A 23,655-nucleotide genomic window follows, 5' to 3' on the forward strand; every position below is an offset into this window, starting at 1 on the left:
GCCATTCACCCTATGCTTTACCGGGCGCGCGCGTCGACCGCGGCTTGCACCGCGCGGATGAAGGCGGCGCGCTGGCGCGGAGCCTCGCCGCCGGTCGCCTGCGGCCAGTTGGCATTGGTGGCGATGACGAGATCGCGCGCCGGATCAATATACAGTCCCTGCCCGAAGATGCCGTTGGCCGCATAGGTGCCGCCGCCGTAGGTCCACCACTGGTAGCCGTAGCCGGCATCCTCGCCGAGCGAGACGATGGGCGAGGTCGCCTCGGCGAACCAGCCCTCGGGCACGACACGCTCGCCGCCCGCCATGCCGTCGCCGAGCACGAACAGTCCGAAGCGCGCCATGTCGCGGGTGGCCGCCTGCACGCAGCAGCCGGCGATCTCGTGCCCGGTCGGGCCGAGCAGCCAGGTCGCGTCCTGTTGCATCCCATAGGGGCGCCAGATCTTCTCGGAGAGATAGTCCGCCAGCGGCTTGCCCGTGGCGCTGGAGACCAGCACGCCGATCAGGTTCGCCTCCCCCGTGCTGTAACGCCAGCGGGTGCCCGGCTCGTTCTCACGCGGGAGGGTGCGCATGTAGCTGACCGTCGCGTCCATGCCGGGTTCGGGCACGTGGCTATTGAAACGCGAGACGTCCGACTGCGGGTCGGAGTAGTTCTCGTTCCAGCGCACGCCCGAGGTCATGGTGAGCAGCTGGCGGATCGTCACGTCGTCGTAGGCCGAGCCCGCGAGGTCGGGAATGTAGCGCGAGACCGGATCGGACAGGCTCTCGATCGCGCCGTCCAGCACTGCCGCGCCGACCAGCGTGGAATTGAGGCTCTTGGCGACCGAGAAGCTCGTCCAGCGCCCCGTCGGCCCGAAGCCGAGGCCGTAGCGCTCCAGCACCACCTCGCCGTTCAGCACCACGACGATGGCCGCCGTGCCCTGCGCCTCCATGAAGGCTTCGAGATCGAAATCGCCCATGTCGAGCGGCGCGCCTGCGGGCAGCGGATGCACCGCCCCGCCCGCCGCGATCGTGCGCGATGCGGCCATCTGCGGCATCTGGTCGAGGTTCTGGAAGGCGACGGCGCGCACCTCGCGCGGCCAGAACAGGGGGTTGGGATCGGTCGGCAGCGCCATGGCCGACGAGGCCGGAGCCACTGGCGCAGGCGTTGCCTCGACGGCGACTTGCTGCTGCGCGCAGCCCGCCAGCGCGAGTGCTATCGTCAGTCCGAGCAGCTTGTTCATGCGTCCTCCTTCACCAGCGTCACCTGTGCAACCGTCACCCCGCCGCCGCGAAAGCCGCCCTCGCAATACATGAGATAGAAGCGCCAGAGATCGCGGAAGCGGCGGTCGAATTCGCGCGGCAGGCGGCCTTCGTCGCAGGCGGCATCGAAGCGGGCAAGCCATTCCTTCAGCGTCTCGGCATAGTCGAGACCGAAGTGCTCCTCCTCCCGCCATGCCAGCCCGCGCGCCTCGGCCAGCGCGCGAAACTCGCTGGTGCGGATCAGCATGCCGCCGGGGAAGACATAGGCCTGGATGAAATCGGCGCTGCGGGCATAGGCGTCGAACAGGTCGTCGCGCATGGCGATGAACTGGATCGCGGCGCGGCCGCCGGGGCGCAGGTTGCGCGCCACGCAGTCCATGAAGGCGGGCCAGTATTCGCGCCCCAGCGCCTCGACCATCTCGACGCTGACCAAGGCGTCGTACTGGCCGGCGGTGTCGCGATAGTCCTGCTTGAGGAAGCGCGGGCCGGGATGATGTGCACGCGCCCAGGCGAGCTGTTCATCGGAGAGGCTGATGGCATCGACCTCGGCACCGCCTTGCGCGAAATGCCCCGCCAGCGCCCCCCAGCCGCAACCGATCTCGAGCATCCGTTCGGGCGTGCCCAGTCGTTCGGCCAGCCGGTCCCACTTGCGGTGCTGCCCGGCGGCAAGGTCCGTGCCCGCGCGGTAGTCCAATGCCGAGGAATAGCTCATCGTCGGATCGAGCCAGGCGGCGTAGAAATCGTTGCCGAGATCGTAGTGCGCGTGGATGTTGCGCTCGGCCTGCGCCTTGGTGTTGCGGTTCAGGCGGTGCAGCCAGCGCGCCATCCAGCGCCACGGACCCTTGGCGCGCGCCGTGTCGCCCAGCGTGCCCGCATTGGCGACGAACAGCGCGAAAAAGGTGGCCGGGTCCGGGCTCGACCACTCGCCCGCCGCCCATGCCTGGTAGAGCCCGACCGAACCGCCCGTCGCCACGCGCAACAGGCCGCGCCAGTCGTGCAGCGTCACCTCGGCCTCGAAGCCCTTGGCCCGCCCACCCAGCGTGCGCCGTGAGCCGTCGGGCAAGGTGGCGCGCAGCGTGCCGGTGGCGAGCCCGGCGTCGATCCGGTCGACCAGCCGGCCCACGGCGGGCGCGAGCAGGCGCGCGGCAAACCCCGGCTCGGTCGCATAGCGCCGCCCGGCCTCAATCAGCGCCCATCCCCTCGCTTTGCCTGCCTCCATGCCCCGTTCTATGACGGGGGCGGGCCGTCCGTTCAATGGGCCAGCGCCGCGAGAAGCGAGGCAATCCCCCGTCAGCGCTTGCTGGCGCGGTAGGTCTCCAGCGCCCGCTCGCGCGCTTCCTTGTGGCCGATGATCTTGGCCGGATAGTCGTCGGGGCGGCACTTGTCGGACGGGTCGTGGATCTCGGCATCGGACAGGTCCGCCAGCTCGGGCACCCATTCGCGGATGTAGTCCGCCGCGTCGAATTTCTCGCTCTGCGACAGGGGCGCCATGATCCGCACGAACATGTTGCTGTCCACGCCCGTGCCGCTGATCCACTGCCAGTTGACGCCGTTGTTGCCGTAGTCGGCATCGACGAGGCAGTCCCAGTACCATTGCTCGCCGTGGCGCCAGTCGATGAGCAGGTGCTTCACGAGAAAGCTGGCCGCGATCATGCGGACGCGGTTGTGCATCCATCCCGTCGCCCAGAGCTGGCGCATCCCGGCATCGACGATGGGGTACCCGGTAAGCCCGCGCTGCCAGGCCTCCAGTTCCTCCGCGATCAGGTGGCCGCGGTTGGGATTGCGCCAGAAGCTGTCGTCATAGCCGTCGCGGTAGGGCTCCTCGGCATATTTCGGGAACTGCTGGATGACGTTCTGCGCATAGTCGCGCCAGATCAGTTCGTTGCGAAAGGTGTTGGCGCCGTCGGTGGTGTACCGGCTCATCGCGTCCCACAGCATGCGCGGGCTGACCTCGCCGTGATGGAGGTGCGGGGACATGCGGCTGGTGCCGTCCTCGGCGGGCAGGTTGCGATCGACGCCGTAATCCTTGACCCCGTCCAGGAACCGCTCGAACCGCGCCATCGCGGCGGACGTGCCGAATGTGCCGTCCCAGACGTCCACCATGCCGCCCGCCCAGTCGGGCTTCGTGGGGAGGAGGCCCCAGTCGGCAAGGTCGTCGCTTTCGGGCCAAGTGTCTGGGTTGGTCAGCGAAGGCTCGGGCAGCGGATCGAAGCCGTCGATGGCCTCGCGCATGGCGTCGCGGAAGGGCGAGTAGATCTTGTAGGGGCTGCCCGATCCGGTGGTGACGGTGCCGGGCGGCAGCAGGTAGTTGCCGTCGTGAAGGCACAGCCTGATCCGCTCGGCCAGCTCTTCCTCCGCCTCGCGCCACCACGGCTCGTAGTGGCGGGTCGCGTGAACGGCCTCTGCGCCCGTTTCCTCGACAAGTGCCCCCAGCACGTCCGACGCGCGGCCGCGGCGCAGCACCAGCTTCGAGCGATGCCGGCCGAGATCGTCCGCCAGCGCGGCAAGCGAGTGGTGCAGCCACCAGCGGCTTGCCCCACCCATCCTGCGGTCTTCGGGAGTCTCGTCGTCGAGGACATAAACGGGGATGACGGGCCCGGCCTCGGCGGCGGCGGTGAAGGCGTGGTGGTCGCAAAGGCGCAGGTCGCGCCGGAGCCAGACGATTTGCGGGGAGCTCATGCCGGGGGAACGGGAAAGCGCCCCGCGCGGTTCCAAGGGGCATGACCAGCGATGCGATCGAGGGCCAAGCGCCCCTCCCCGCCGAAAGCGTGCGCCTGCCGGAACGCGGCTTTACCATCGACCGGCGCAAGGCGCTGATCGCCGCGGCGGTGTTCTGGGCGGGCTTTGCCGCCGTGGTCTATGCCGTGACCCACGGCCTCACCGGCGGCTTCGATACCTGGGGACTGCTCTCCTATCGCACGGGCGCGGACCTGCACCCGCGCGGGCCTGAGCTGGTGTTCGAAAGCGTGCGCGACGTGACCGCGCTCGGCGGCGTGTTCCTGCGCAACCTGTTCGCGCTCGCCGCCGTCGTGGCGCTGGTCTTCCTCAAGCTGCGGCGCGAGGCGGTGCTGTTCGCGTTCACCGTCATCGGCGGCTGGCTCGCCAACACCGGCGCCAAGCTGCTGGTCGGCCGCGACCGCCCGCAGATCGTGCCGCACCTGACCGAGGCGGGCGGCGAGAGCTTTCCCAGCGGGCACAGCTTCTCCGCCGCCGTCGTCTACATCGGCATGGCGCTGGCCTTTGCCGCGCTCAGCCGCCGCCATTCGGTGCGCTACACGCTGGTGGTGGGCGCGATGGTGCTGTCGGCCATGGTCGCGTGGAGCCGCGTGATGCTGGGCGTTCACTTTCCGAGCGACGTACTCGCCGGGTGGCTTGGCGGAGCGGGTTGGGCTTTCCTCGCGGCGGCGCTGCTCTATCACCCGGCCCGGGCGGCGGCGGACAGCCATGCGGCCGAGCGGCTCGACCCGACTAGCGACCTGCACAAAAGCGCGAGGGAACCGGCACGCTGAACTGCCCGCGCTCGACGCCGTAATAGCGCGCGTCGCCGAGCATGAAGGAGCCGTCCGGCAACCGGTCGAGCACCGGGGCTCGGCTCCAGAACAGGAAGGCGTCGACCTGGCGGTCGGCGGCGCGGGCGGCGGCGAGGTCGCAGGTTGTGAGCGGAAGAGTGTCCTGCATACGTGTTTCGACGGCAAATTGCTGCGCATTCCAGAATATGAGGTCGCGGCCCCAGACTGGCCGGGGACTGCTGATTGTCTTGGTGGGCGTTATCGGTGCGTAGGAATAAAAGTTCTCGTCGTGCCAAGCACCGAACGCTTGGAATCCGATGTAGGCCAGCACCGCCGAGAGCGTAACCCGCGCCGTCCGCCGCCAGTCCCCGCCCCGCTTCTCCCGCCGCAGTGACAGCCACAGCCCGATGCCCATGCCCAGCCACAGCCACACGTCGATGATGAACAGCACGTCGCCGTAGAACCAGCGGCTGGAGAACGGCTCGAGCAGGCGGATGCCGTAGACGTTCATCCAGTCGAGCGCGGGGTGCGTCAGGCAACCGATCAGCGCCAGCAGGTAGAGCCAGTCGAAGCGGACCGGCAACCGCGCCTCGGGTCTCGTCCCGCGAGCGGTCTGCCAGCGGTCCCAACCCCACAGCAACCCCGCCAGCACCAGCGGCAGCAGAACCAGCGCGGGCGGGCCGTGGGTGATGCCACGGCGAAAGGCGAGCGGCTCCGTCCCGTGCAGCCAGAAGAAGCAGGCGGCGTCGACATCCGGCAGGTTGGCCCCGATGATGAGCGCCGGTATGGCCAGCCCCGTGCGCCGCTTCAGCCCCGCCTGCCCGATCAGCGCACCGACCAGCGAATGGGTAAGATTGTCCAAGCCTGTTGCCCTTTTGCCCTGTGCACGAACGCTAGACGGACCCCGGCAACATTCCTAGAGGCCGCCCGATGTCCCGCGAGCCCAGCCTCATCTTCGTCAACCGCTACGCCTGGCCCGATCGCAGCGCGACCTCGCAGATCCTCACCGACGTCGCAGTGCACCTCGCCGAGGCCGGGTTCGCGGTGAAGATCGTCGCCAGCCGCCTCGCCTACGAGGGCGACGAGGGCCCCTTCCCGGCGCGCGAGAGCCATCGCGGCGTCGAACTTCACCGCGTCGCGACCCCGGCTTTCGGACGCGGCACCGTGGTCGGGCGCATCGCCGACTATCTCGGCTTCTACGTCACCTCGTTCTTCAAGGTGCTGGCCTTGGCCAAGCGCGGGGACGTGGTGGTGGCCAAGACCGATCCGCCGGTCCTCTCCTGGCCCATCGGCATCGCCGCCGGGCTCAAGGGTGCACGCCGGGCGAACTGGTTGCAGGATCTCTACCCCGAGGTCGCCGTCGCCTTCGGCATGGTGCGCGAGCAAGGCCTCGTCACGCGAATTGTGCGCGCGCTTCGCAATCGCTCGCTCGCCGCCGCGGATTGCAACGTGGCCATCGGCAACCGCATGGCCGACCTGCTGCGGCGCGAGGGCATTCCCGACGAGACCATCGCCGTCATCCCCAACATGACCGACGATGCCGCCATCGTCCCCGTGCCCGCCGCCGACAATCCGCTGCGCCGCGAATGGGGTTACGGAGACGACCAGCTCGTCGTCGGCTATTCGGGCAATCTCGGCCGCGCGCACGAGATCGACACCGTTCTCGCCGCCGCCGAGGCCTTGCAGCGCGAGGGGCGCGAGGACGTCCGCTTCCTGTTCGTGGGCGGCGGCTTCCTGCGCGAGAGGCTGGAGCGGGAGATCGCCGCGCGCGGCCTCGCCAACATCGACCTCCAGCCCTACCAGCCACGCGAGCGCCTGCACCTTTCACTGACCGTGCCCGATGTCCACTGGGTCGCGCTGCAACCCGCGCTCGAGGGCCTGATCGTGCCGAGCAAGTTCTACGGCGCGGCGGCGAGCGGGCGGCCGGTGCTCTTCGTCGGCAGCGAGGCGGGCGAACTGGGCGACGTGATCCCGGCGAGCGACGGCGGCGCCATCGTCGCGCCCGGCGACAGCGCGCGCATGGCCGCGATCCTGCGCCAACTGGCGGACGACCCCGCCCGCCGCGCCGAGCAGGGCCGCAACGCCCGCGCGCTGGTGGACCGCCACTTCACCCGCGCGCGCGTGCTCGGCGACTGGGAATTGCTCGCGCGAAGGCTGCTGCGCGCCTAGCGCGCGCCGTGGCCCGTCAGCACTACCAGCGCGGTGCGCGCGAGGATCAGGAAGTCCAGCCAGTACGAGAAGTTCTTGATGTAGAAGAAATCGTACTGCAGCTTGTCGTCGATCTCCGACAGCTCGGTAACGTGGCCCTGGTTCACCTGCGCCCAGCCGGTGATGCCGGGGCGCACGATGTGGCGGTAATCGTAGAAAGCGATTTCCTGCTGGTACCAGCGCGACAGTTCCACCGCCTCGGGCCGCGGGCCGATCCAGCTCATGTGGCCGGCGAGGATGTTCCACATCTGCGGCAATTCGTCGATGCGGGTCTTGCGCAGGAAGGCGCCGAGCCGCGTGATGCGCGGGTCCTTGTCGCCGGTCATCGCAAGGCGGCGGCGGGTTTCCTCGTCCAATTCTTCGGTGGCGACCCGCATGGTGCGAAACTTAAGCACGCGAAACGGCTGCGAACGGTAGCCCATGCGAAACTGGCGGAAAAAGACGGGACCCGGCGAATCGAGTTTGATGAGAACGGCCACCAACGCCAGCGGTAGTAGGAGGAACGGCGCGACAAGCAGGATCAAGCCCGCGTCGGCTATGCGCTTGATCCGCATGAAACTCATGTTCGGAAGCAGCGAACCGAAGCTGTTTTCCGACAGGTGCTCGACCTGCACCTTGCCCGTCGCCGCTTCGTACACCTGCTTGAAGTGAAAGACCGGCACGCCTTGCAGCGCCGCATTAGCCAGCATTCGCTCCCATGAGTCATCGTGATCTGCATGCAGATCCGCCACAATGATGGCACCCCGGTGGTTCGGTAGCATGGGCTCGGTCAGGCGCCGGGTGTGCAGCCCGACGTTGGCGAGCCGGTTTATCCGACCGCCCGGCACCGTGTAGAACACGTTCTGGTCGGACCGCGTCGCCAGCGTCATGAAGGCCAGGTAGATCGATAGCGAAGTAACAAAACCAACGCCGAAGACCGGGATCGAATACCCCAGCCGCAATACGAGAATGCCGATGGCAACGATACCGTAGGAGGCGATGAAACTCGGAATGATCGAGCCGAGCTGCTTGACGCCCGGATAGACATTCACACGGCGCGCCGAAACGATGCCCAGCAGAGTGGCGAGCATTGAGCCTAAGACGCTGGTCCGGACGGGGGCAAATTCGAAAAGCGCCGTTTCTACGCCGAACCACAGGATGGCCGGCACCATTGCGCCGAACACGGTGCTGGCCAGCACCTGTAGAGTGAAGGAGTGATAGAGACTCCTCCGATCCTGGATCAGCTCGTTCTGGCCCGCCATCAGCATTGCGGGACTATCCCCAAAATTGTCTTTATCGAACGCTTGTGAGGCCACGCTTGCAATCATCATATGCGCGCAGAGGCGGGGCGGCTCTACGCGTCATGTCCGCCTATCGCAAGTGCAGTAAGCTCTTGGAATAATTCGCGGCGGCCCTACACTGGGTCGGCGGCGGTTCCGCTGACGGTCCAGGTCTGGCCGGTCGCAAGCAGCGCGGCGAGGTCGCGGGTCTTGCCTCTGGTCGCCCGCTCGCGCTCGTCGGCGACGGCGGCTTCGTAGGTCGGGCGCGGATCGTCGTAGAGCACGCCCAGCGCCATCGGGAACGGGCCGAACGGCATCTCCACAAGCATGTGGGCGATGGAGCGGTTCTTCGCGTTGTGGACGAGGACGTCCGCCGCCTGCCAGTCGCCGTCCGTCACCTCGACCACCTTCAGTTCCAGCGCCTCGCGGTCGAGCGCGATGCCTTTCGCCCCGCCGGCGAACAGCATGGGCTCACCATGCTCCAGCCACAACTGCTGGTCCTCCGCTCCCTTGGGCGCGGCAAAGGCGTCGAACACGTCCTTGTTGTAGACGATGCAGTTCTGGAAGATCTCGATGAAGGCCGCGCCCTCGTGCGCGTGGGCGGCGGCGAGCACCTCGGGCAGTTTTTTCGACACGTCGAACCCGCGCGCGACGAAGCGGGCGTTGGCACCCAGCGCGAAGCTGCACGGGTTGATCGGCGCATCGAAACTGCCGACGGGCGTGGACGGGCTGCGCGTGCCGACGCGGCTGGTCGGGCTCGCCTGGCCCTTGGTGAGGCCGTAGATCTCGTTGTTGAACAGCATGATCTGCATGTTCACGTTGCGGCGCAGGACGTGCATCATGTGATTGCCGCCGATGGAGAGACCATCGCCGTCGCCCGTCACCAGCCACACGTCGAGATCAGGATTGGCCAGCTTCACGCCGGTCGCGAATGCGGGCGCGCGGCCGTGGATGGTGTGGAAGCCGTAGCTCTCCATGTAATAGGGAAAGCGGCTGGAGCAGCCGATGCCGCTGACAAACACGGTGTTCTTCGGGTCCGCGCCGAGCGTGGGCAGCGTGCGCTGCACGGCCTTCAGGATGGCATAGTCCCCGCAGCCGGGGCACCAGCGCACCTCCTGGTCGGTTTCCCAGTCCTTCAGGGTGGTCTCGATCTTGACGGGCGCGTTCATCTATTCGTTCTCCGCCAGCGGGCTGGGAAGTTGCTGCTTGTTCACCGGCACCTCACCGCCCTCGTTGCCTTCGATGCCGTCGAAGTAGGCGCCGATGGCGGCCTCCAGCTCGGCGATCTGGAAGGGCTGGCCGCTGGTCTTGGTGAGGCTCTGTGCGTCGATAAGAAGTTGATCGCGCAGCACGGTCTTGAACTGGCCGGTGTTCATCTCGGGGACGAGCACGTGGTCGAACCCGGCGAGCAGCTCGCCGAGGTTCGCAGGCAGCGGCCAGATGTGGCGGACGTGGACGTGACTGACCTTGCGGCCCTTCTCGCGCCAGCGTCCCACCGCCTGGTGGATCGGTCCGTAGGTGCTGCCCCAGCCGACCACGGCAAGCTCGCCCGTCTCGTCGCCCAATGCCACGTCCTGCGGCGGCACGGCGACGCCCGAGACCTTTGCGGCGCGCAGTTCGGTCATGCGCTGGTGGTTGGCGGGGGAGTAGTCGATGTTGCCGGTGAGCTCGTGCTTCTCGATGCCGCCGACACGGTGCATCAGGCCGGGCGTGCCGGGCTTGACCCACGGCCGCGCGCCCTTCGCGTCGCGCTTGTAGGGGAGGAAGTTGTCACCGTCGTTGGGTTTGTCGCAGAACACGGCCGGGAACGGCGCGTAGTTCGCCGGGTCGGGCACCTTCCACGGCTCTGCGGCATTGGCGATGTAACCGTCGGTCAGCAGCATGACCGGCGTCATGTATTCCACCGCGATGCGGCAGGCCTCGATGGCGACCTCGAAAGCGTCGGCGGGGCTGCGCGCCGCGATGACCGGCATGGGCGCATCGCCGTTGCGGCCGTAGACGGCCTGGTAGAGGTCGCTCTGCTCGGTCTTGGTAGGCAGGCCCGTCGAAGGCCCGCCGCGCTGCGAGTTGACGATCACCAGCGGCAGCTCGACCATGATGGCTAGGCCCATCGCCTCGCCCTTCAGCGCAATGCCGGGGCCGGACGAGGAAGTGACGCCGAGCGAGCCGGCATAGCTCGCCCCGATGGCGGCGCAGATCGCGGCGATCTCGTCCTCCGCCTGGAAGGTGGTGACGTCGAACTCCTTGAGCCGGGCGAGATGGTGCAGGATCGCGCTCGCGGGCGTGATGGGATAGCCGCCGAAGAACAGCGGCAGTTCGGCCAGCTGTCCGCCCGCGACGAGGCCGAGCGATACGGCTTCCGCGCCCGTGATCGTGCGATAGAGCCCCGGCGCGCTTTCGACCGGCGGCATGGAGACCTGTCGCAGCGGTCCGGCCAGCTCCGCCGTCTCGCCGTAGGCATGGCCCGCGTCGAGCGCGGCGATGTTGGCGTCGGCGATCTCGGGCTTCTTGGCGAACTTGTCGCGCAGCCACTGGTGGATCGGCTCGCGGCTGCGGTCGAACATCCACAGCGCGAGGCCCAGCGTCCACATGTTCTTGGAGCGCAGTGCGTCCTTGTTGCCGAGGCCGAAGGGCTTGACCGCCTCGATCGTGCGCTCGGAAATGTCGAAGGCCAGCACCTCCCATTTCGCCAGGCTGCCGTCTACCAGCGGATTGGTCTCGTACTCCGCCTTGTCGAGGTTGCGCTTGGTGAAGGCGCCGGTGTCGGCGATGATCAGGCCGCCGGGCTTGAGCGCCGCGACGTTGGTCTTCAGCGCGGCGGGGTTCATCGCCACCAGCACGTCCGGCGCGTCGCCCGCGGTGGAAATCTGGCGGCTGCCGAAGTTGATCTGGAAGGCCGAGACGCCGAACAGCGTGCCTTGCGGCGCACGGATCTCGGCGGGAAAATCGGGGAAGGTCGACAGGTCGTTGCCGGCGAGCGCGGTGGAAAGCGTGAACTGCCCGCCCGTCAGCTGCATGCCGTCGCCGGAGTCGCCCGCGAAGCGCACGACGATCGCATCCTGCGAGGAGAGGTCGGGCCGCGCGTCGGCCGTCTGGGTTGCCATCGAAAGTCTTTCCTGCCGCTGCCAGCGTAAGGCTGCGGGCTAGAGTCCCGCAAACGCGCCCACAATCAAGTTTTTCTGTGGGTGCGCAATGGCTGGCGTTGTTCTGCCCTCCCCCTTAGACGCGCATGCATGACAGACAAGGACTCTTCGCAATACCGCCCCTGCGTGGGCACCATGCTCGTCAACGGCGAGGGCCGCGTGTTCGTGGGCAAGCGGATCGACAACAAGGAAGGCGACTGGTGGCAGATGCCTCAGGGCGGCGTCGATCCAGGCGAGGACATGGATGCGGCCATGTTGCGCGAACTGGGCGAGGAGACGGGGCTCGAGCCGCGTCATCTGGAGATCGTCGACCGGATGGCGAAAGAACTTTTCTACGATCTCCCCGCCGACTTGCAGGGCAAGCTGTGGGGCGGCCGGTACTGCGGGCAGCGACAGACCTGGTACCTCGTGCGCTTCACCGGCGAGGACGGCGACATCGATCTCGAAGCGCACAAGCACCCGGAATTCTGCGAGTGGAAATGGGTCGATGCCGAGCTGCTGCCCGAGCTGATCGTGCCGTTCAAGAAGCCGATCTACGAGACGGTGGTGGCCGCGTTCCGCTCGAAATTATCGTCAGCCACCTCGCGGTAGCCCCAGCGCGCGGCGAGACCGCTCAGCACCCCGAAGCCGAGCAGGATCATGTGCGCGCTCGGCAGGTCGAACAGGCTCTCCCTGAGCATGAAGCCGAACAGCCAGGCGACCGGAAGGCTCGCGAGAAACCCGCCCAGCGCCCAGCGCCATGGTGCCAAAACGTCGATCCCGCTGCGCTGGATGCCGGCCATCGTGAACACCAGCGCGCAGGCACTCGGCAGCGTGAACAGCAGGCCGAGAAAGATCGTGCCCGGCATCATAAGCGCCAGCATTCCCGCCGTGCCGCCCGTGGCCTCGTTGGCATAACCCGGCGTCGCAAGAAGGAAAATGCCCAGCACGCTGCCGCAGCCGAGCAGCATCCCGGTGGCGACGGCGTAGCAGACGGAGCGGAGGCGCGAGCGGTGCATGGGCCGCCTACCTAGCCCGCCCGCGTTAATTCTGCGTCACCCCGTCGTCGGTGCCGCTGGTGGCGAGCATGGGGCCGCGGTCGATGGCGGCTGCGAGCGCCATCGTTTCCGTGCAGGTCGCGCCGCACAGGCTGGTGAGCGTGGCGAGGTTCTCGCGCGCGGCGGTCAGCGCGCCGCGCTCGGCCAGCGCCTCGCCCTCGCCCGCGATGGCGGCGACGTTCTGCGGATCGCGCTCCAGCACCTCGCGGTAGAAATGGATGGCCTTGCCCTGCAGCCCCTCGGCCCGTGCCGCGTTGGCGAGGTCGATGTAGACGTCGGTGTAGGCGGGATCGATCGCCAGCGCCGCCTCGAAGCTGTCGATGGCGGCCTGCGTCTCACCGCCCGCAAGCTGGGCGCGACCCTCTCCCACCAGCGCCACGGCGCGGTAGTCCTGCGCGCTGCCCACGCTGGCGGAAACCGCCACGAACAGCGAGAGGGCGGCGGCGAAGGGGGCGTAGCGCATGATTTGCTCCTTGAAGCCAGTCGGGCGACCGGAGGCGCGAGGGGCGTCGGGGTCGGTCATTCGAGAGGCTTGGTATCACGCCTTTTCTAGACGTGCGATGAAGAATCCGTCGGTGCCGTCGTGCGCGGGCGTGAGCCGGATTCCAGCGCCGCGTGCCGTGCCCAACGGCAGCTCCGGCGGCGCGGCGCGCCACTCGGGATTTGCGGCGAGAAAGGCCTCGACCTGCCCCGCCCCCTCCTCGTCGAGCAGCGAGCATACGACGTAGGTGAGGCTGCCGCCGGGCCGCACCAGCCCGGCGCCGATCTCCAGCAGCCGGGCTTGCAGAGCGGTGAGCTTCTCCAGCTCGGCGGGCGTGAGGCGCCAGCGCGCCTCGGGATTGCGCCGCCAGGTGCCGGTGCCCGAGCACGGCGCATCGATCAGCACGCGGTCCGCCGCGTTTACCCAGCCAGCCAGCGCCTCTGCCTCGCGGCCCGGATCGAGCAACACGGTATCGCCGATCTCCGCTCCGGCGCGCTCCGCACGCGGGCCGAGCTGGCTGAGGCGGCGGCGGTCGGTGTCGGCGGCGACCAGCGTGCCCCGGTTCGCCATGGCGGCGGCGAGTGCCAGCGTCTTGCCGCCCGCGCCCGCGCACAGGTCGATCACGCTCTCCCCCGGCTGCGCCCCCACGGCCGCGCAGGCGAGCTGGCTGCCGAGGTCCTGCACCTCGACCAGACCCTTCTCGAACGCCTCCCACTGCTGCACCTGCGCGCCGGTGGGCAGGCGCAGGGCATCGGGCGCGGCGAGCTCTTCGGCCTCGACCGGCAGTTCGATGGCCTCGCGCTTGGTCTTCAGCCGGTTGACCCGCACGTCGAGCGGAGCGCGGTCGAGGAGCGCGGCGGCCTCCTCCTCGTCCAGCCCGCTGGCGATCAGGCGGTCTTCCAGCCACTCCGGCGCATAGCCCACCTCCGCCGCTTGCTCTCCCGGAGCGATCTTTGTTGGGCCGTACTGCGAGCCATCGAACATGGGCTCGATCCAGTCGTGCGCCTCGCTCTCGCGCGACAGCGCCAGCATGGCCGCGCGCCCGCTGGCGGGCACGGGGCCGCAGATGCGGATGGCGTCGTAGACGAGCTCGCGAATGGCGCGCTTGTCCTTCGATCCGGCGAAGCGGTGGGCCTTGAACCAGTCGGCAAGCAGCCGGTCGGCGGGTGCCCCGCGCGTCCTAGCGGCGGCGATGACGGCGTCGAGCACCTCGATGGCGGACTGGATACGGGCGGCAGGGGTCATGCGCGCGCCCTAGCGGGTATTTGCGCCGTCGCATAATGGCTCAGCAAATCCCAGCCGAGATGGCGGTAGAGCGGGATGCCTTCGATCGAGGCGACGAGCAGTTGGTGGCGCTCTCCCGACCGCGCGCCGAGAGCGGCGATCAGCGCGCTGGCCAGCCCGCGCCGGCGATGCGCGGGATCGACCTTTATGCGGTCGAAAACGAACGCGCCATCCTTGCCGGCGCCGTAGCCGCTGGCGACCTCGTCCTCACCGTGATGGATGGCGGCAAATATGATCTCACCAGTGGTCTGCACGTGCAGCCGGTAGCCTTTGGGCAGAGCCGGTGCGCCATGATTGCCCGCAAAACGCATGAAGGCCCCGGTGTTCTCGACCTGCCAAGTGTCCGGCAAGGCGTCAGCCAGTTCTGCGACCGTGCCGCACAGCTTGATCAGCCGACGCGGCTCCACGACTTCGCGGCCCAGTTCGCGCAAACCTTCGCCGACGCGCGGAAACACCCAGCGGCAAAGCTCGGCCTCGCTCGCGGTGTCGACCCGCCATCCCCCCCGATCCGCGACCGGTGCAGGCAGCCCCCGCGCTACCGAGCGCGCCGCCACCCAGCGGGCGAGCAGGTCGTCTGGCGCTCCCGTCACCGGGTCGGGTAGTTCGGCGCTTCGCGGGTGATGGAAACGTCGTGGACGTGGCTCTCGGAAAGGCCCGCATTGGTGATGCGGATGAACTGGCCGCGGTCCTTGAGGTCGGCGATGGTGGCGCTGCCGGTGTAGCCCATGGCCGCCTTGATCCCGCCGACGAGCTGGTGGACCACGTCGCGCGCCGGGCCCTTGTAGGGCACCTGTCCCTCGATCCCCTCGGGCACCAGCTTCATCTGGTCCTTGATGTCCTGCTGGAAATAGCGGTCGGCGCTGCCGCGCGCCATGGCGCCCACGCTGCCCATGCCGCGATAGGCCTTGTAGGCGCGGCCCTGGTAGAGGAATGTCTCGCCCGGCGCTTCCTCGGTGCCCGCCAGCAGGCTGCCGATCATCACCGCGGAGGCGCCCGCCGCCAGCGCCTTGGCCGCGTCGCCGCTGGTGCGAAGGCCGCCGTCGGCGATCACCGGCACGCCGCCAGCGCCCGAAACGCTCTCCATGATCGCGGTCAGCTGCGGCACGCCCACGCCCGCAACGATGCGCGTTGTGCAGATCGAGCCCGGGCCGATGCCCACCTTGATGCCGTCCGCGCCCGCATCGGCCAGCGCGCGCGCGGCTTCCGCCGTGGCGACGTTGCCCGCCACCACCTGCACCTCGTTCGACATCTTTTTCACCCGCGCCACGGCCTCGCTTACGGCCTTGTTGTGGCCGTGCGCGGTGTCGATGATGATGACGTCGCACTCGGCATCGACCAGCGCCTCGGTCCGCTCGAACCCCTTGTCGCCGACCGTCGTCGCCGCCGCCACGCGCAGGCGGCCCGCGCCGTCCTTGGTGGCATCAGGATTGAGCACGGCCTTCTCGATGTCCTTGACGGTGATGAGGCCGACGCAGCGGCGGTTGTCGTCGACCACCAGCAGCTTCTCGATCCGGCGCTGGTGGAGGATGCGGCGCGCTTCCTCCTGCGTCACGCCCTCGCTGACGGTGGCGAGGTTCTCCGCCGTCATCAACTCGCGCACCGGCTGCGCCGGGTTTTCGGCGAAGCGGGTGTCGCGGTGGGTCAGGATGCCGCACAGCTTGCCGCCCGCGTCGGTCACGGGAATGCCGCTGATGCGGTGCTGCTGCATCAGCGCCTGCGCCTCGCCCAGCGTGGCATCGGGGCCGATGGTGATGGGGTTGACCACCATGCCGCTCTCGAACCGCTTGACCCTGCGCACCGCGTCGCACTGCTCCTCAATCGTCAGGTTGCGGTGGAGCACGCCGATGCCGCCCAGCTGTGCCATGACGATGGCCATCTCGCTCTCGGTGACGGTGTCCATCGCCGCGCTGAGCACGGGGATGTTGAGCGCGATGCCCCGCGTCAGCTGCGTCTTGGTGGAGGCCTGCGAGGGCAGGATGTCGCTCTCGGCCGGACGCAGGAGCACGTCGTCGAAGGTGAGGCCGGTGGGGATGTCGCTGGTGAGTATCTGAGCCATCCGGCCCCCTGTCATAGCGGGGGGTGATTCTTCAAGGGGGATTTGCTCTCCCGCCCGCGCTACTGCGCCGTCCAGCCCCCGTCGATCTCGTAGTTCGCGCCGGTGATGTTCGCCGCCACGTCGCGGCACAGGAACACGGCGAGCGCGCCAATGTCTTCGGGCTGGGCGAATTTCTTGGTCGGCTGGCGTTCCAGCATCACGTCGTTGATCACCTGCTCGCGCGTCAGGCCGCGGCTGGCCATGGTGTCGGGGATCTGCGCTTCGACCAGCGGGGTCCAGACGTAGCCGGGGCTGATGCAGTTGGCGGTGATGTTCCGCTCGGCAAGTTCCAGCGCCACGGCCTTGGTCAGCCCAGCGATGCCGTGCTTGGCGGCGACGTAGGCGCTCTTGAACGGGCTGGCGGTGGTCGAGTGCGCGCTGGCGACGTTGACGATGCGCCCCCACCCTGCGCGCTTCATGTGCGGCACCGCAAGGCGGCAGGTGTGGAAGGCGGCCGATAGGTTGAGCGCAATCACCTTGTCCCACTTGTCGACCGGGAAATCGTCCACCGGCGCGACGTGCTGGATGCCGGCATTGTTGACGAGCACGTCGACCTCGCCCGCCGCCGCCATCAGCTCTTCCACCCCCGCCGCGCTGGTGAGGTCAGCGCCCGAATGAACCGCATCCAGTTCCTCGCACATCGCCGCGATCTCGTCCGCGTCGCCGAAGCCGTTCAGCACCACCGCGGCCCCCTCGGCATGGAGGGCGCGGGCCACGGCTAGACCGATGCCCGAGGTCGATCCGGTGACGAGGGCGCGCTTGCCTTGAAGGAACATTTGGTCTGTCCTGCGGTTGGAACTTGCGCCGGTCCTAGAGCGACAACCGCCACGGTCCAGCGAAAACAGAAAATTCCTGCGCAGGGGAAAAAGGCATGAGGCTCAATCCGTTCGACACCGGCAACATCAATGTCGGCACCACCGGCGGCGGGGGCGGAATGCCCGGCGGCAAGATCGGCTGCGGCGGCCTGATCGTCGTGCTGATCGGCGCACTGGTCTTCGGCATCGACCCGGCCTCCATGCTCGGCACGATGGAATCGGTGCAGGGCGGCAGCGCCAGCCAGAGCCAGCCGCAGAGCGAGGACGAGCAGGCCATCTGCACCAGCAACGCCTATGCGACCGAGACCTGCAACGCGCTGCAGTCGCTCAACCAGACCTGGCAGCCGCTGTTCGCGCAGCAGAACCTTGAATTCCGCCAGCCGACGCTGCGCTTCGCCACCGCAAGCAATTTCCGCACCGGATGCGGGGCGGGCTCGGTCGGCATGGGTCCGTTCTACTGCCCGGCGGACGAGACGATCTACATCGATACCGCTTTCTACGACCAGCTCGGCCAGATGAGCGGGCGCGGCGGTGACTTCGCACGCTACTACGTGATCGCGCACGAATACGGCCACCACGTGCAGGCCATCACCGGCCTCGCCGACCAGATCCGCAGCGCCCAGCAGCAGAACCCGCGCGGGGCCAACCAGCTGCAGGTCATCATGGAGCTGCACGCGGACTGCTACGCCGGCGTCTGGGCGGGCAAGAACCGCTCCGCCGTCGAGCCGGGCGACTTCGAGGAAGGCATGGCCGCCGCCGCCGCCATCGGCGACGACACGCTCACCCGCGGCCGGGTGAGCAGCGAGAACTTCACCCACGGCACCAGCCAGCAGCGCATGGAAGCGCTGCGGCTGGGCATCGAAAGCGGCGACGACGTAGCCTGCGACAACCGCTACCTGCGCAGCTAGGGCCTAGCCCTCCTGCTTCGGCGGAACGGGGGCGGTGGCCGAGAAACGGACGGTGACGGCGGGCACGACGACGCCCGTCGCACTCGCACCTGTCCAGACGGCTGGCACCGGCGGGGGCGCGGGTGGCATCGGCGGCACAGGCATGGCGCGCAGCGCGGCGATCCGGTCCGGAGCGCCGGTGCCGGGCAGCGTCACCTCCATGCGGAAAGCGCCGCGCTGGCCGCGCTCCATCTCCTCGATCGTGCGTTCGAGCTGGCGGATGATCTGCTCGCGCGCGGCAGCTGGCATATCGCGCTCGGCGCGGATCTCTGCGAGCGCCTCGCGAAGGCCAGCCACGGCCTGGGCATTCACCGCACCGCGGCACACGATCATCGCGCGCCTGCCGTCGCTCAGCTGGCGTTCGATAACCGGCTCGTCGCCCGAACAACCGGCATCGGCCAGCGCGCCATCGCGAACCACGGCGATGCGGCGCACCTCGGCGGCAGCGCGGCGGCCCTCGGCGGCGGCCTCGCGTGACGCCTCGCGCGCCTCAGCCATGGCCGCCCGCACCTCGCTCTCGATTTCGGAATCGAGGCCGACCAGTTCGGCATCGAGATCGGCCAGTTCCGCGTCGAGATCGGCCATCTCGGCGTCGTGGTCCGCCATCGCGGCGGCGTGCTCGGCTGCAATCATCGCCTGGTCGCTGTCGCCGTGACTGTCGCTGACGACGTGCGTGGTCACGTCGTTGCCGTCCTCGCTCACGCGGATCACGACCGTATGGCGCGAGCCATCCTCCTCGACGGTATCCTGCCGCCACTGGCGCGATCCGTCAGCAAGCCGCGTCACGCCCCGCGAGTGCTCGCCTGAGGCGGATTGCTCGTCGGGCTGGGCGTAGGTGATCGAGGCGGTCAGCGGCAGCGCCAGCGCGGTGGCGGCGATGGCGGCAACGCCGAGTCGGCGACGGGAGAGGGAATGCTCGGTCATGGTGAGGCTCCTGAGACGATGGATGATCGACTTCTCGCCGAGCACAGGGCAGGCCATAGGAGCAGCCAAAGCGAGGTGACGACCGGCGGCAAAGCCCGCGATCACCTCGGCATAGGCCACCCGGTCCGACCGCGCGCGCCCGGCGACGACACGCGCATCGCAGGCCGCCTCCTGATCGCGTCGCATCGCTCTCCAGCCCCACCAGGCGAGCGGATTGAACCAGTGCAGTGCCAGCAGCGGCTGGGCCGCGATGTTGGCGAGAAGATCGTGCCCGCGATGGTGCGCCAGTTCGTGGGCAATGGCCATGTCGCGGGCCCTGGTATCGATGCGGCCCATGAAATCGACGGGCAGCGCCACCACCTTGTCGCGAATGCCGAAGGCAACCGGCGCGGCGACCATCGGCGTCTCGACGAGGCGCACCTTGCCCGCTTCGCCCATCGGCCGCGCATCGGCGAGCAGGCTGCGGCGCATCCGCACGTAATCGCGCACGCGCCACGCGACGAACACCAGCGCCCCCGCCAGCCACAGCGGCACGAGCACGTCGGCCACGCCCAATCCTGCGGCTGGCGCGGCCGTTTGCGATCCGGCGGCAGCGGCCTGGGGCAGGATGACGACCAGCGCCTCTCCCGCAACGCCGGAAGTTGTCTCGGCAGGCGCCATCCAGGCGGGCAGCACCAGCGGCGGCATGACCAGTCGCAGCAACGGCAGCGCCCACAGGGCATAGGCCACCTGCGGCCCGAAATGCCGCGCCACCGGGCGGCGCAGCAGCAGCACCGCGGCGATCAGCAGGCCGGTGTAGACGAAGGTTTCGACCAGCCAGTCGGTCAGGCCCACACTGCCCAGCCCCACCCAATTCGGCCCGATCAGTCCCACTGCGGCGCTCATTTCTTCATCTCCGCCAGCAGGCGTTCGATCTCGGCGATGTCCTCGGCGCTCAGGGCCTCGCTCTCGGCGAGGTGCGCGAACAGCGGCGCGGCGCGGCCGCCGAACAGGCGATCGACCAGCCGGCGCGACTCGGTGCCGACATAAGCGGCCCGCTCGATGGTGGGGGTGTAGAGGAAGCGGCGGCCCTGGGGCTCGGTGGCGAGCGCGCCCTTGGCCACGAGGCGGGACAGCAGCGTCTTGACCGTGGGGATCGACCAGCCGCGCCGATCGCAGACATTGTCGCACACCTCGGCGGCGGTCTGCGGGCTCTTCTCCCACAGCGCCTCCATCACGGCGTGCTCGGCTTCGCTGATGCGCTCGGCGGACAGGCTCTCGTCTCGTTCGCTCATGACGCCCTCCCCAGGCGCTCTTGGTTGTCGCTCCGACGATTACGTTTGTAAACTGAATGCGCTGTGAATGCAAAGCCGCACTCGACAAGCGTTGTCCGTCGCTCGATAGGTTGCGGCATGAGCATCGCCCTTAGGCACAAGGTCCGTCGCCTCGCCGACTGCCACAACGTCGCCGATTTTCGTGCGCTGGCCCGTCGACGCCTGCCCTACCCCGTGTTCCACTATATCGACGGCGCGGCGGACGACGAAGTGACGAAGGATCGCAACACCGCGGCCTTCGACACCGTCGACCTCGTGCCCGACGTGCTCGCCGGTGCCGGTTCGCCGGACCTTTCCACCACGGTGATGGGCCGCCAGGTCGCCATGCCGCTGATGCTGAGCCCCACGGCGCTGCAACGCCTGTTCCACTGGCATGGCGAGCGCGCGGTCGCCGCCGTGGCCGAACGGCACAACCTGTGGTTCGGTGTGTCCAGCCTCTCGACCGTCGGCATCGAGGAGGTCGGCGCGCGATGGTCCGGCCCGAAGATGCTGCAATTCTACTACCACAAGGACCGCGGCCTCAACGCGGCGCTGGTGGAGCGGGCGCGGGCGGCCAAGTTCGATGCGCTGGCGCTGACGGTCGATACCGTCGTTTCCGGCAACCGCGAGCGGTGCAAGCGCACCGGGTTCCAGACCCCGCCGCGCTTCACGCCCGCGAACCTCCTCAGCTACGCCACGCACCCGGGCTGGGCGGCGAACTTCCTCTTTCGCGAGAAATTCGACCTGCCCAACCTTTCCACCCATGTCGCGGCGGGATCGGGGCAGTCGATTTCCATCCAGGACTACTTCAATTCGATGCTCGACCCGGGGCTGGACTGGCAGGCGGCGGAAAAGTTGCGGAGCGACTGGGGCGGCACCTTCTGCCTCAAGGGCATCATGTCGGTCGGCGACGCGCGCCGCGCGGCGGACATCGGAGCGGATGCGATCATGGTCTCCAACCACGGCGGCCGCCAGCTCGACGGCAGCCGCGCGCCCTTCGACCAGCTGGCCGAGATCGTCGATGCCGTGGGCGACCGGGTCGAGGTCATCCTCGACGGCGGGGTGCGGCGCGGCACGCACGTGGTCAAGGCGCTGAGCCTTGGCGCGAGGGCAGTCAGCGGCGGGCGGCTCTACCTTTACGCGCTGGCCGCCGCGGGCGAGCCGGGGGTGGAGCGCGCCGTCGACCTGCTCGAGGCCGAGATAACCCGCGCGATGCAGCTGATGGGCAAGCGAAGCCTTGCCGATCTCTCGCGCGAAAACCTGCGCTTTCGCTGAAACCCTGCGGAACGGCGGTGGGCCGGAGCGGTTGACCGGCCATGAGCTTTTCCAAGAACGACATCCTTACCTGGCCGCAGATCCGGCTGATCGGCAGCGTGGACGAGGCGATGTATGCCGAATTTCGCAACCAGCTCGGCGCCGCGCCGACAGACCAGCCGCTGCTCGTCGCCATCACCACGCTCGGCGGCAACCCCGAGGTCGCCCGCGCGATGGCCGACGACGTGCGGCTGCTGCGCGAATGCGGGCGCGACATCTGCTTTCTCGGCAAGGCGGCGGTCTATTCCGCGGGTGCGACCTTCATGGCGGGCTTTCCGGTCTCGCACCGCTTCATGACCAAGGATACCAGCCTGCTGCTGCACGAGCGGCAGATTTCCAAGACCATCGAGCTTTCCGGCCCGCTGCGCAGCTGCACCGCGCAGCTCAAGGCCGCACTGAACGAGATCGAGCAATCGATCGCCATCGAGGAGCAGGGCTTCCGCCAGATCGTCGAGGGCAGCCAGGTCAGCTTCGAGCAGGTGCGCGAAAAGGCTCCGAGCAACTGGTATCTCTCGTGCCGGGAAGCGAAGGAGCTGGGCCTGATCGCCGAGGTGATCTGACCCAGCTCCCTTTTCGCATCTGGCACAGCGTCAGTCGGCGAGAGCCTCGTCCGCCCTGTCGCCGCCCACCGCCGACCAGTCGACCCGGCGGGTGGCATACATCACGCCCGCCAGCGCGGCGAAGAGCAGCAGCGCGCCGATCACCAGCGACCAGGTCTCCATGCTCAGGAGGACGAACAGGACGGCATAAAGGCCCGCCAGCATCGCGCCGATGAAGCCCGCGCGCCGCCATGTGCCCAGCACCGCGGCGCTGTAGGCCGTCAGAAGGCCGATGATCGCGGCGGCTGCCACCACGTAGGCGAACGCGAAGCCGATCACCTCGGCAAAGGCCAGCAGCAGCACAAAGAACAGCACCAGCCCCGCGCCCGTCAGCAGGTATTCCGCCGTCGCCACCCGCGCCCCGCCGACCACGTCGAACATCAGGAAGGCGGCAAAGGTGAAGCCGATGAACAGGAAGCCGTATTTCACCGCGCGATTGACCTGGCTGTAGAGATCGACCGGGTCGGTCAGGCCGATGGTGGCGATGGTCGCGGGGTTATCGCCGCGCCGCTCGTCGTAGGCGGGCTCCATGTCGTTAGGCACCTCCATGCCATCTGCGACGGGCGCGCCGACATCGCGCGTCTCGATCAGCCGCCGCCCGAGTGCGAGGTTGGTGATGCCGGCGTAGGTGGCGGTAAAACCGTCGCCGGAGATGGCGCGCTCGTCGGGCAGGAAGCTGCCGGTGAAGCTGGGGTGCGGCCAGGACGAGGTGACGCGCCATTGCGTCTGCCCGCCGCGCGGCACCAGAGCCAGCGAATGGCTGCCGCGCAGGCCGTAGCGCCAGCCGACGGTCAGCGGCGCCGTGCCGTCCCACGTCACCGGGGCCGAGAAGCCGCGCCCATCGGTCGCCGCCGGGCCGTTGCCGGGGCTGAGCGCGACCGGCCGGCCGTTGGCGGTGACGCTCGCCGCCTGGTTGAGCCCGCGCGGGTCGGACACGCCGAAGCGCAGCTCCGCCCGGTCAAGCTGCAGCGCCCCGCGCGCGATGCCGAGGCGGGCGAGATCGTCGGTGAGGGCAAATCGCGCCGTGCCCTGCATCGTGCCTTCGTAGACCACGCTTTCATAGATGGCGTAGCCCTTGCGGTCGGGATCGATCGTCGTCTCGACCTGCTGCGCGGTCGGCGACACGAACAGCTCGCGGCGCACCTGGCGGCGGCGTTCGCGCTGCTCGCCGCCCACCTCCTCGTACTCGACCGAGGTATCGCTGTAGGGCACGACCAGCACCGGCCCGGTGACGACCTGCGCCCCGCCCCAGCCGCGCGTGATCTGCGCCTCGGCCTGCCGCGACTGGCTCTCGCGGTCGTAGACGAGGCCATAGACCATCAACAGCGGCACCATCAGCACCGCCGCCACGAGCCCCACCATCACCAGCTTCATCCCTGCCGTTCGCTCGCGGGCCATCGTTTCGTCTCCTCATGTTGTGCGACGAAGCGTGCATTGTGAACGACGAATTGAATGAGCGATGAACCGTTGTTTTTGAGCGACGAACCGATTGGCCGACGAAGGCTTGCG

At 68.5% G+C, this 23,655-nt stretch carries 22 protein-coding genes; 6 read left to right on the plus strand and 16 right to left on the minus strand.

Features of this window, described 5'->3' with window-relative positions; genetic code table 11:
• Window positions 1-17: 17 nt before the first annotated feature.
• The 3 genes from AAW00_RS04680 to AAW00_RS04690 all read right to left on the minus strand — a co-directional run bounded on the left by AAW00_RS04680 (window position 18) and on the right by AAW00_RS04690 (window position 3,918).
• A complete protein-coding gene (locus tag AAW00_RS04680) occupies window positions 18-1,220 on the minus strand; it encodes a serine hydrolase domain-containing protein (protein ID WP_052761760.1) in 1,203 nt (400 codons plus the stop codon).
• Window positions 1,217-2,458: an SAM-dependent methyltransferase gene (locus AAW00_RS04685; protein ID WP_047003103.1), complete on the minus strand. Its 1,242-nt coding sequence runs from the start codon at window positions 2,456-2,458 to the stop codon at window positions 1,217-1,219. The genes AAW00_RS04680 and AAW00_RS04685 overlap by 4 nt, the downstream gene beginning before the upstream one ends.
• A 71-nt stretch (window positions 2,459-2,529) precedes the next feature.
• Window positions 2,530-3,918: a cryptochrome/photolyase family protein gene (locus tag AAW00_RS04690; protein WP_047003104.1), complete on the minus strand. Its 1,389-nt coding sequence runs from the start codon at window positions 3,916-3,918 to the stop codon at window positions 2,530-2,532.
• Window positions 3,919-3,959: 41 nt separating this feature from the next.
• On the opposite strand from AAW00_RS04690, the gene AAW00_RS04695 reads away from it, so the two are divergent.
• Entirely contained in the window at window positions 3,960-4,748 is a 789-nt protein-coding gene (locus tag AAW00_RS04695) for a phosphatase PAP2 family protein (protein ID WP_082124911.1), read from the plus strand.
• Here the strand turns inward: AAW00_RS04695 and AAW00_RS04700 are convergent.
• Window positions 4,708-5,610, minus strand: coding sequence for a metal-dependent hydrolase (locus tag AAW00_RS04700; RefSeq protein ID WP_047003105.1), 903 nt, complete (start codon window positions 5,608-5,610; stop codon window positions 4,708-4,710). The genes AAW00_RS04695 and AAW00_RS04700 overlap by 41 nt on opposite strands.
• A 68-nt stretch (window positions 5,611-5,678) precedes the next feature.
• On the opposite strand from AAW00_RS04700, the gene AAW00_RS04705 reads away from it, so the two are divergent.
• The gene (locus AAW00_RS04705; protein WP_047003106.1) at window positions 5,679-6,917 is read left to right on the plus strand and encodes a glycosyltransferase family 4 protein; all 1,239 of its coding nucleotides are present in this window, start codon (window positions 5,679-5,681) and stop codon (window positions 6,915-6,917) included.
• Here the strand turns inward: AAW00_RS04705 and AAW00_RS04710 are convergent.
• The 3 genes from AAW00_RS04710 to AAW00_RS04720 form a co-directional block, all read right to left on the minus strand.
• Window positions 6,914-8,203, minus strand: a complete 1,290-nt coding sequence (locus tag AAW00_RS04710; RefSeq protein WP_052761761.1) for a sugar transferase — start codon at window positions 8,201-8,203, stop codon at window positions 6,914-6,916. The genes AAW00_RS04705 and AAW00_RS04710 overlap by 4 nt on opposite strands.
• Window positions 8,204-8,349: 146 nt before the next feature.
• Complete coding sequence (locus tag AAW00_RS04715) at window positions 8,350-9,384, minus strand: 2-oxoacid:ferredoxin oxidoreductase subunit beta (protein ID WP_047003107.1); 1,035 nt, start codon at window positions 9,382-9,384, stop codon at window positions 8,350-8,352.
• On the minus strand, window positions 9,385-11,319 hold the full coding sequence (locus tag AAW00_RS04720) for a 2-oxoacid:acceptor oxidoreductase subunit alpha (protein ID WP_047003108.1): 1,935 nt from the start codon (window positions 11,317-11,319) through the stop codon (window positions 9,385-9,387). It abuts the gene before it with no gap.
• Between the two features lie 129 nt (window positions 11,320-11,448).
• Here AAW00_RS04720 and AAW00_RS04725 point away from each other — a divergent pair, with 129 nt between their 5' ends.
• Window positions 11,449-11,949, plus strand: a complete 501-nt coding sequence (locus AAW00_RS04725; protein WP_047003109.1) for an RNA pyrophosphohydrolase — start codon at window positions 11,449-11,451, stop codon at window positions 11,947-11,949.
• Here AAW00_RS04725 and AAW00_RS04730 read toward each other — a convergent pair.
• The 6 genes from AAW00_RS04730 to AAW00_RS04755 form a co-directional block, all read right to left on the minus strand.
• Entirely contained in the window at window positions 11,892-12,356 is a 465-nt protein-coding gene (locus tag AAW00_RS04730; RefSeq protein WP_047003110.1) for a hypothetical protein, read from the minus strand. The genes AAW00_RS04725 and AAW00_RS04730 overlap by 58 nt on opposite strands.
• 25 nt (window positions 12,357-12,381) lie before the next feature.
• Entirely contained in the window at window positions 12,382-12,858 is a 477-nt protein-coding gene (locus AAW00_RS04735; protein ID WP_156169922.1) for a hypothetical protein, read from the minus strand.
• 75 nt (window positions 12,859-12,933) lie between these two features.
• Complete coding sequence (locus tag AAW00_RS04740; protein WP_047003112.1) at window positions 12,934-14,121, minus strand: RsmB/NOP family class I SAM-dependent RNA methyltransferase; 1,188 nt, start codon at window positions 14,119-14,121, stop codon at window positions 12,934-12,936.
• Window positions 14,118-14,750, minus strand: coding sequence for a GNAT family N-acetyltransferase (locus tag AAW00_RS04745; protein WP_047003113.1), 633 nt, complete (start codon window positions 14,748-14,750; stop codon window positions 14,118-14,120). Before AAW00_RS04745 ends, AAW00_RS04740 begins: the two co-directional genes overlap by 4 nt.
• The gene (guaB, locus tag AAW00_RS04750; RefSeq protein ID WP_047003114.1) at window positions 14,747-16,216 is read right to left on the minus strand and encodes an IMP dehydrogenase; all 1,470 of its coding nucleotides are present in this window, start codon (window positions 16,214-16,216) and stop codon (window positions 14,747-14,749) included. Before guaB ends, AAW00_RS04745 begins: the two co-directional genes overlap by 4 nt.
• Before the next feature lie 59 nt (window positions 16,217-16,275).
• Window positions 16,276-17,031, minus strand: a complete 756-nt coding sequence (locus AAW00_RS04755; protein ID WP_047003115.1) for a 3-hydroxybutyrate dehydrogenase — start codon at window positions 17,029-17,031, stop codon at window positions 16,276-16,278.
• 95 nt (window positions 17,032-17,126) lie between these two features.
• Between AAW00_RS04755 and ypfJ the strand changes: the two genes are divergently transcribed.
• Window positions 17,127-17,978 carry a KPN_02809 family neutral zinc metallopeptidase gene (ypfJ, locus tag AAW00_RS04760; RefSeq protein ID WP_047003116.1) on the plus strand — a complete coding sequence of 284 codons (852 nt, stop codon included), beginning with the start codon at window positions 17,127-17,129 and terminating at the stop codon, window positions 17,976-17,978.
• A gap of 3 nt (window positions 17,979-17,981) precedes the next feature.
• On the opposite strand, the gene AAW00_RS14205 is transcribed toward ypfJ, so the two are convergent.
• Both AAW00_RS14205 and AAW00_RS04770 read right to left on the minus strand, forming a co-directional pair.
• Window positions 17,982-19,826: a M56 family metallopeptidase gene (locus tag AAW00_RS14205; RefSeq protein WP_052761762.1), complete on the minus strand. Its 1,845-nt coding sequence runs from the start codon at window positions 19,824-19,826 to the stop codon at window positions 17,982-17,984.
• On the minus strand, window positions 19,823-20,215 hold the full coding sequence (locus AAW00_RS04770) for a BlaI/MecI/CopY family transcriptional regulator (RefSeq protein ID WP_047003117.1): 393 nt from the start codon (window positions 20,213-20,215) through the stop codon (window positions 19,823-19,825). The genes AAW00_RS14205 and AAW00_RS04770 overlap by 4 nt, the downstream gene beginning before the upstream one ends.
• 117 nt (window positions 20,216-20,332) lie before the next feature.
• Between AAW00_RS04770 and AAW00_RS04775 the strand changes: the two genes are divergently transcribed.
• Both AAW00_RS04775 and AAW00_RS04780 read left to right on the plus strand, forming a co-directional pair.
• Window positions 20,333-21,508, plus strand: a complete 1,176-nt coding sequence (locus tag AAW00_RS04775; protein ID WP_047003118.1) for an alpha-hydroxy acid oxidase — start codon at window positions 20,333-20,335, stop codon at window positions 21,506-21,508.
• A 41-nt stretch (window positions 21,509-21,549) separates the two neighbouring features.
• Window positions 21,550-22,107 (plus strand): ClpP family protease, encoded by a 558-nt coding sequence (locus tag AAW00_RS04780; RefSeq protein WP_047003119.1) that lies wholly within the window; start codon window positions 21,550-21,552, stop codon window positions 22,105-22,107.
• Between the two features lie 30 nt (window positions 22,108-22,137).
• Here the strand turns inward: AAW00_RS04780 and creD are convergent, their stop codons facing one another.
• Complete coding sequence (gene creD, locus AAW00_RS04785) at window positions 22,138-23,544, minus strand: cell envelope integrity protein CreD (protein ID WP_047003120.1); 1,407 nt, start codon at window positions 23,542-23,544, stop codon at window positions 22,138-22,140.
• Between the last annotated feature and the right edge of the window lie 111 nt (window positions 23,545-23,655).

Source organism: Aurantiacibacter luteus (assembly GCF_001010945.1).
GTDB lineage: Bacteria > Pseudomonadota > Alphaproteobacteria > Sphingomonadales > Sphingomonadaceae > Alteraurantiacibacter > Alteraurantiacibacter luteus.

Excerpts from the sequence above, each read along its gene's own strand:
- AAW00_RS04680 (WP_052761760.1), bottom strand. The coding sequence starts at position 1,220 with ATGAACAAGCTGCTCGGACTGACGATAGCACTCGCGCTGGCGGGCTGC.
- AAW00_RS04685 (WP_047003103.1), bottom strand. The coding sequence starts at position 2,458 with ATGGAGGCAGGCAAAGCGAGGGGATGGGCGCTGATTGAGGCCGGGCGG.
- AAW00_RS04690 (WP_047003104.1), bottom strand. The coding sequence starts at position 3,918 with ATGAGCTCCCCGCAAATCGTCTGGCTCCGGCGCGACCTGCGCCTTTGC.
- AAW00_RS04695 (WP_082124911.1), top strand. The coding sequence starts at position 3,960 with ATGACCAGCGATGCGATCGAGGGCCAAGCGCCCCTCCCCGCCGAAAGC.
- AAW00_RS04705 (WP_047003106.1), top strand. The coding sequence starts at position 5,679 with ATGTCCCGCGAGCCCAGCCTCATCTTCGTCAACCGCTACGCCTGGCCC.
- AAW00_RS04710 (WP_052761761.1), bottom strand. The coding sequence starts at position 8,203 with ATGCTGATGGCGGGCCAGAACGAGCTGATCCAGGATCGGAGGAGTCTC.
- AAW00_RS04715 (WP_047003107.1), bottom strand. The coding sequence starts at position 9,384 with ATGAACGCGCCCGTCAAGATCGAGACCACCCTGAAGGACTGGGAAACC.
- AAW00_RS04720 (WP_047003108.1), bottom strand. The coding sequence starts at position 11,319 with ATGGCAACCCAGACGGCCGACGCGCGGCCCGACCTCTCCTCGCAGGAT.
- AAW00_RS04725 (WP_047003109.1), top strand. The coding sequence starts at position 11,449 with ATGACAGACAAGGACTCTTCGCAATACCGCCCCTGCGTGGGCACCATG.
- AAW00_RS04730 (WP_047003110.1), bottom strand. The coding sequence starts at position 12,356 with ATGCACCGCTCGCGCCTCCGCTCCGTCTGCTACGCCGTCGCCACCGGG.
- AAW00_RS04735 (WP_156169922.1), bottom strand. The coding sequence starts at position 12,858 with ATGCGCTACGCCCCCTTCGCCGCCGCCCTCTCGCTGTTCGTGGCGGTT.
- AAW00_RS04740 (WP_047003112.1), bottom strand. The coding sequence starts at position 14,121 with ATGACCCCTGCCGCCCGTATCCAGTCCGCCATCGAGGTGCTCGACGCC.
- guaB (WP_047003114.1), bottom strand. The coding sequence starts at position 16,216 with ATGGCTCAGATACTCACCAGCGACATCCCCACCGGCCTCACCTTCGAC.
- AAW00_RS04755 (WP_047003115.1), bottom strand. The coding sequence starts at position 17,031 with ATGTTCCTTCAAGGCAAGCGCGCCCTCGTCACCGGATCGACCTCGGGC.
- ypfJ (WP_047003116.1), top strand. The coding sequence starts at position 17,127 with ATGAGGCTCAATCCGTTCGACACCGGCAACATCAATGTCGGCACCACC.
- AAW00_RS14205 (WP_052761762.1), bottom strand. The coding sequence starts at position 19,826 with ATGAGCGCCGCAGTGGGACTGATCGGGCCGAATTGGGTGGGGCTGGGC.
- AAW00_RS04770 (WP_047003117.1), bottom strand. The coding sequence starts at position 20,215 with ATGAGCGAACGAGACGAGAGCCTGTCCGCCGAGCGCATCAGCGAAGCC.
- AAW00_RS04775 (WP_047003118.1), top strand. The coding sequence starts at position 20,333 with ATGAGCATCGCCCTTAGGCACAAGGTCCGTCGCCTCGCCGACTGCCAC.
- AAW00_RS04780 (WP_047003119.1), top strand. The coding sequence starts at position 21,550 with ATGAGCTTTTCCAAGAACGACATCCTTACCTGGCCGCAGATCCGGCTG.
- creD (WP_047003120.1), bottom strand. The coding sequence starts at position 23,544 with ATGGCCCGCGAGCGAACGGCAGGGATGAAGCTGGTGATGGTGGGGCTC.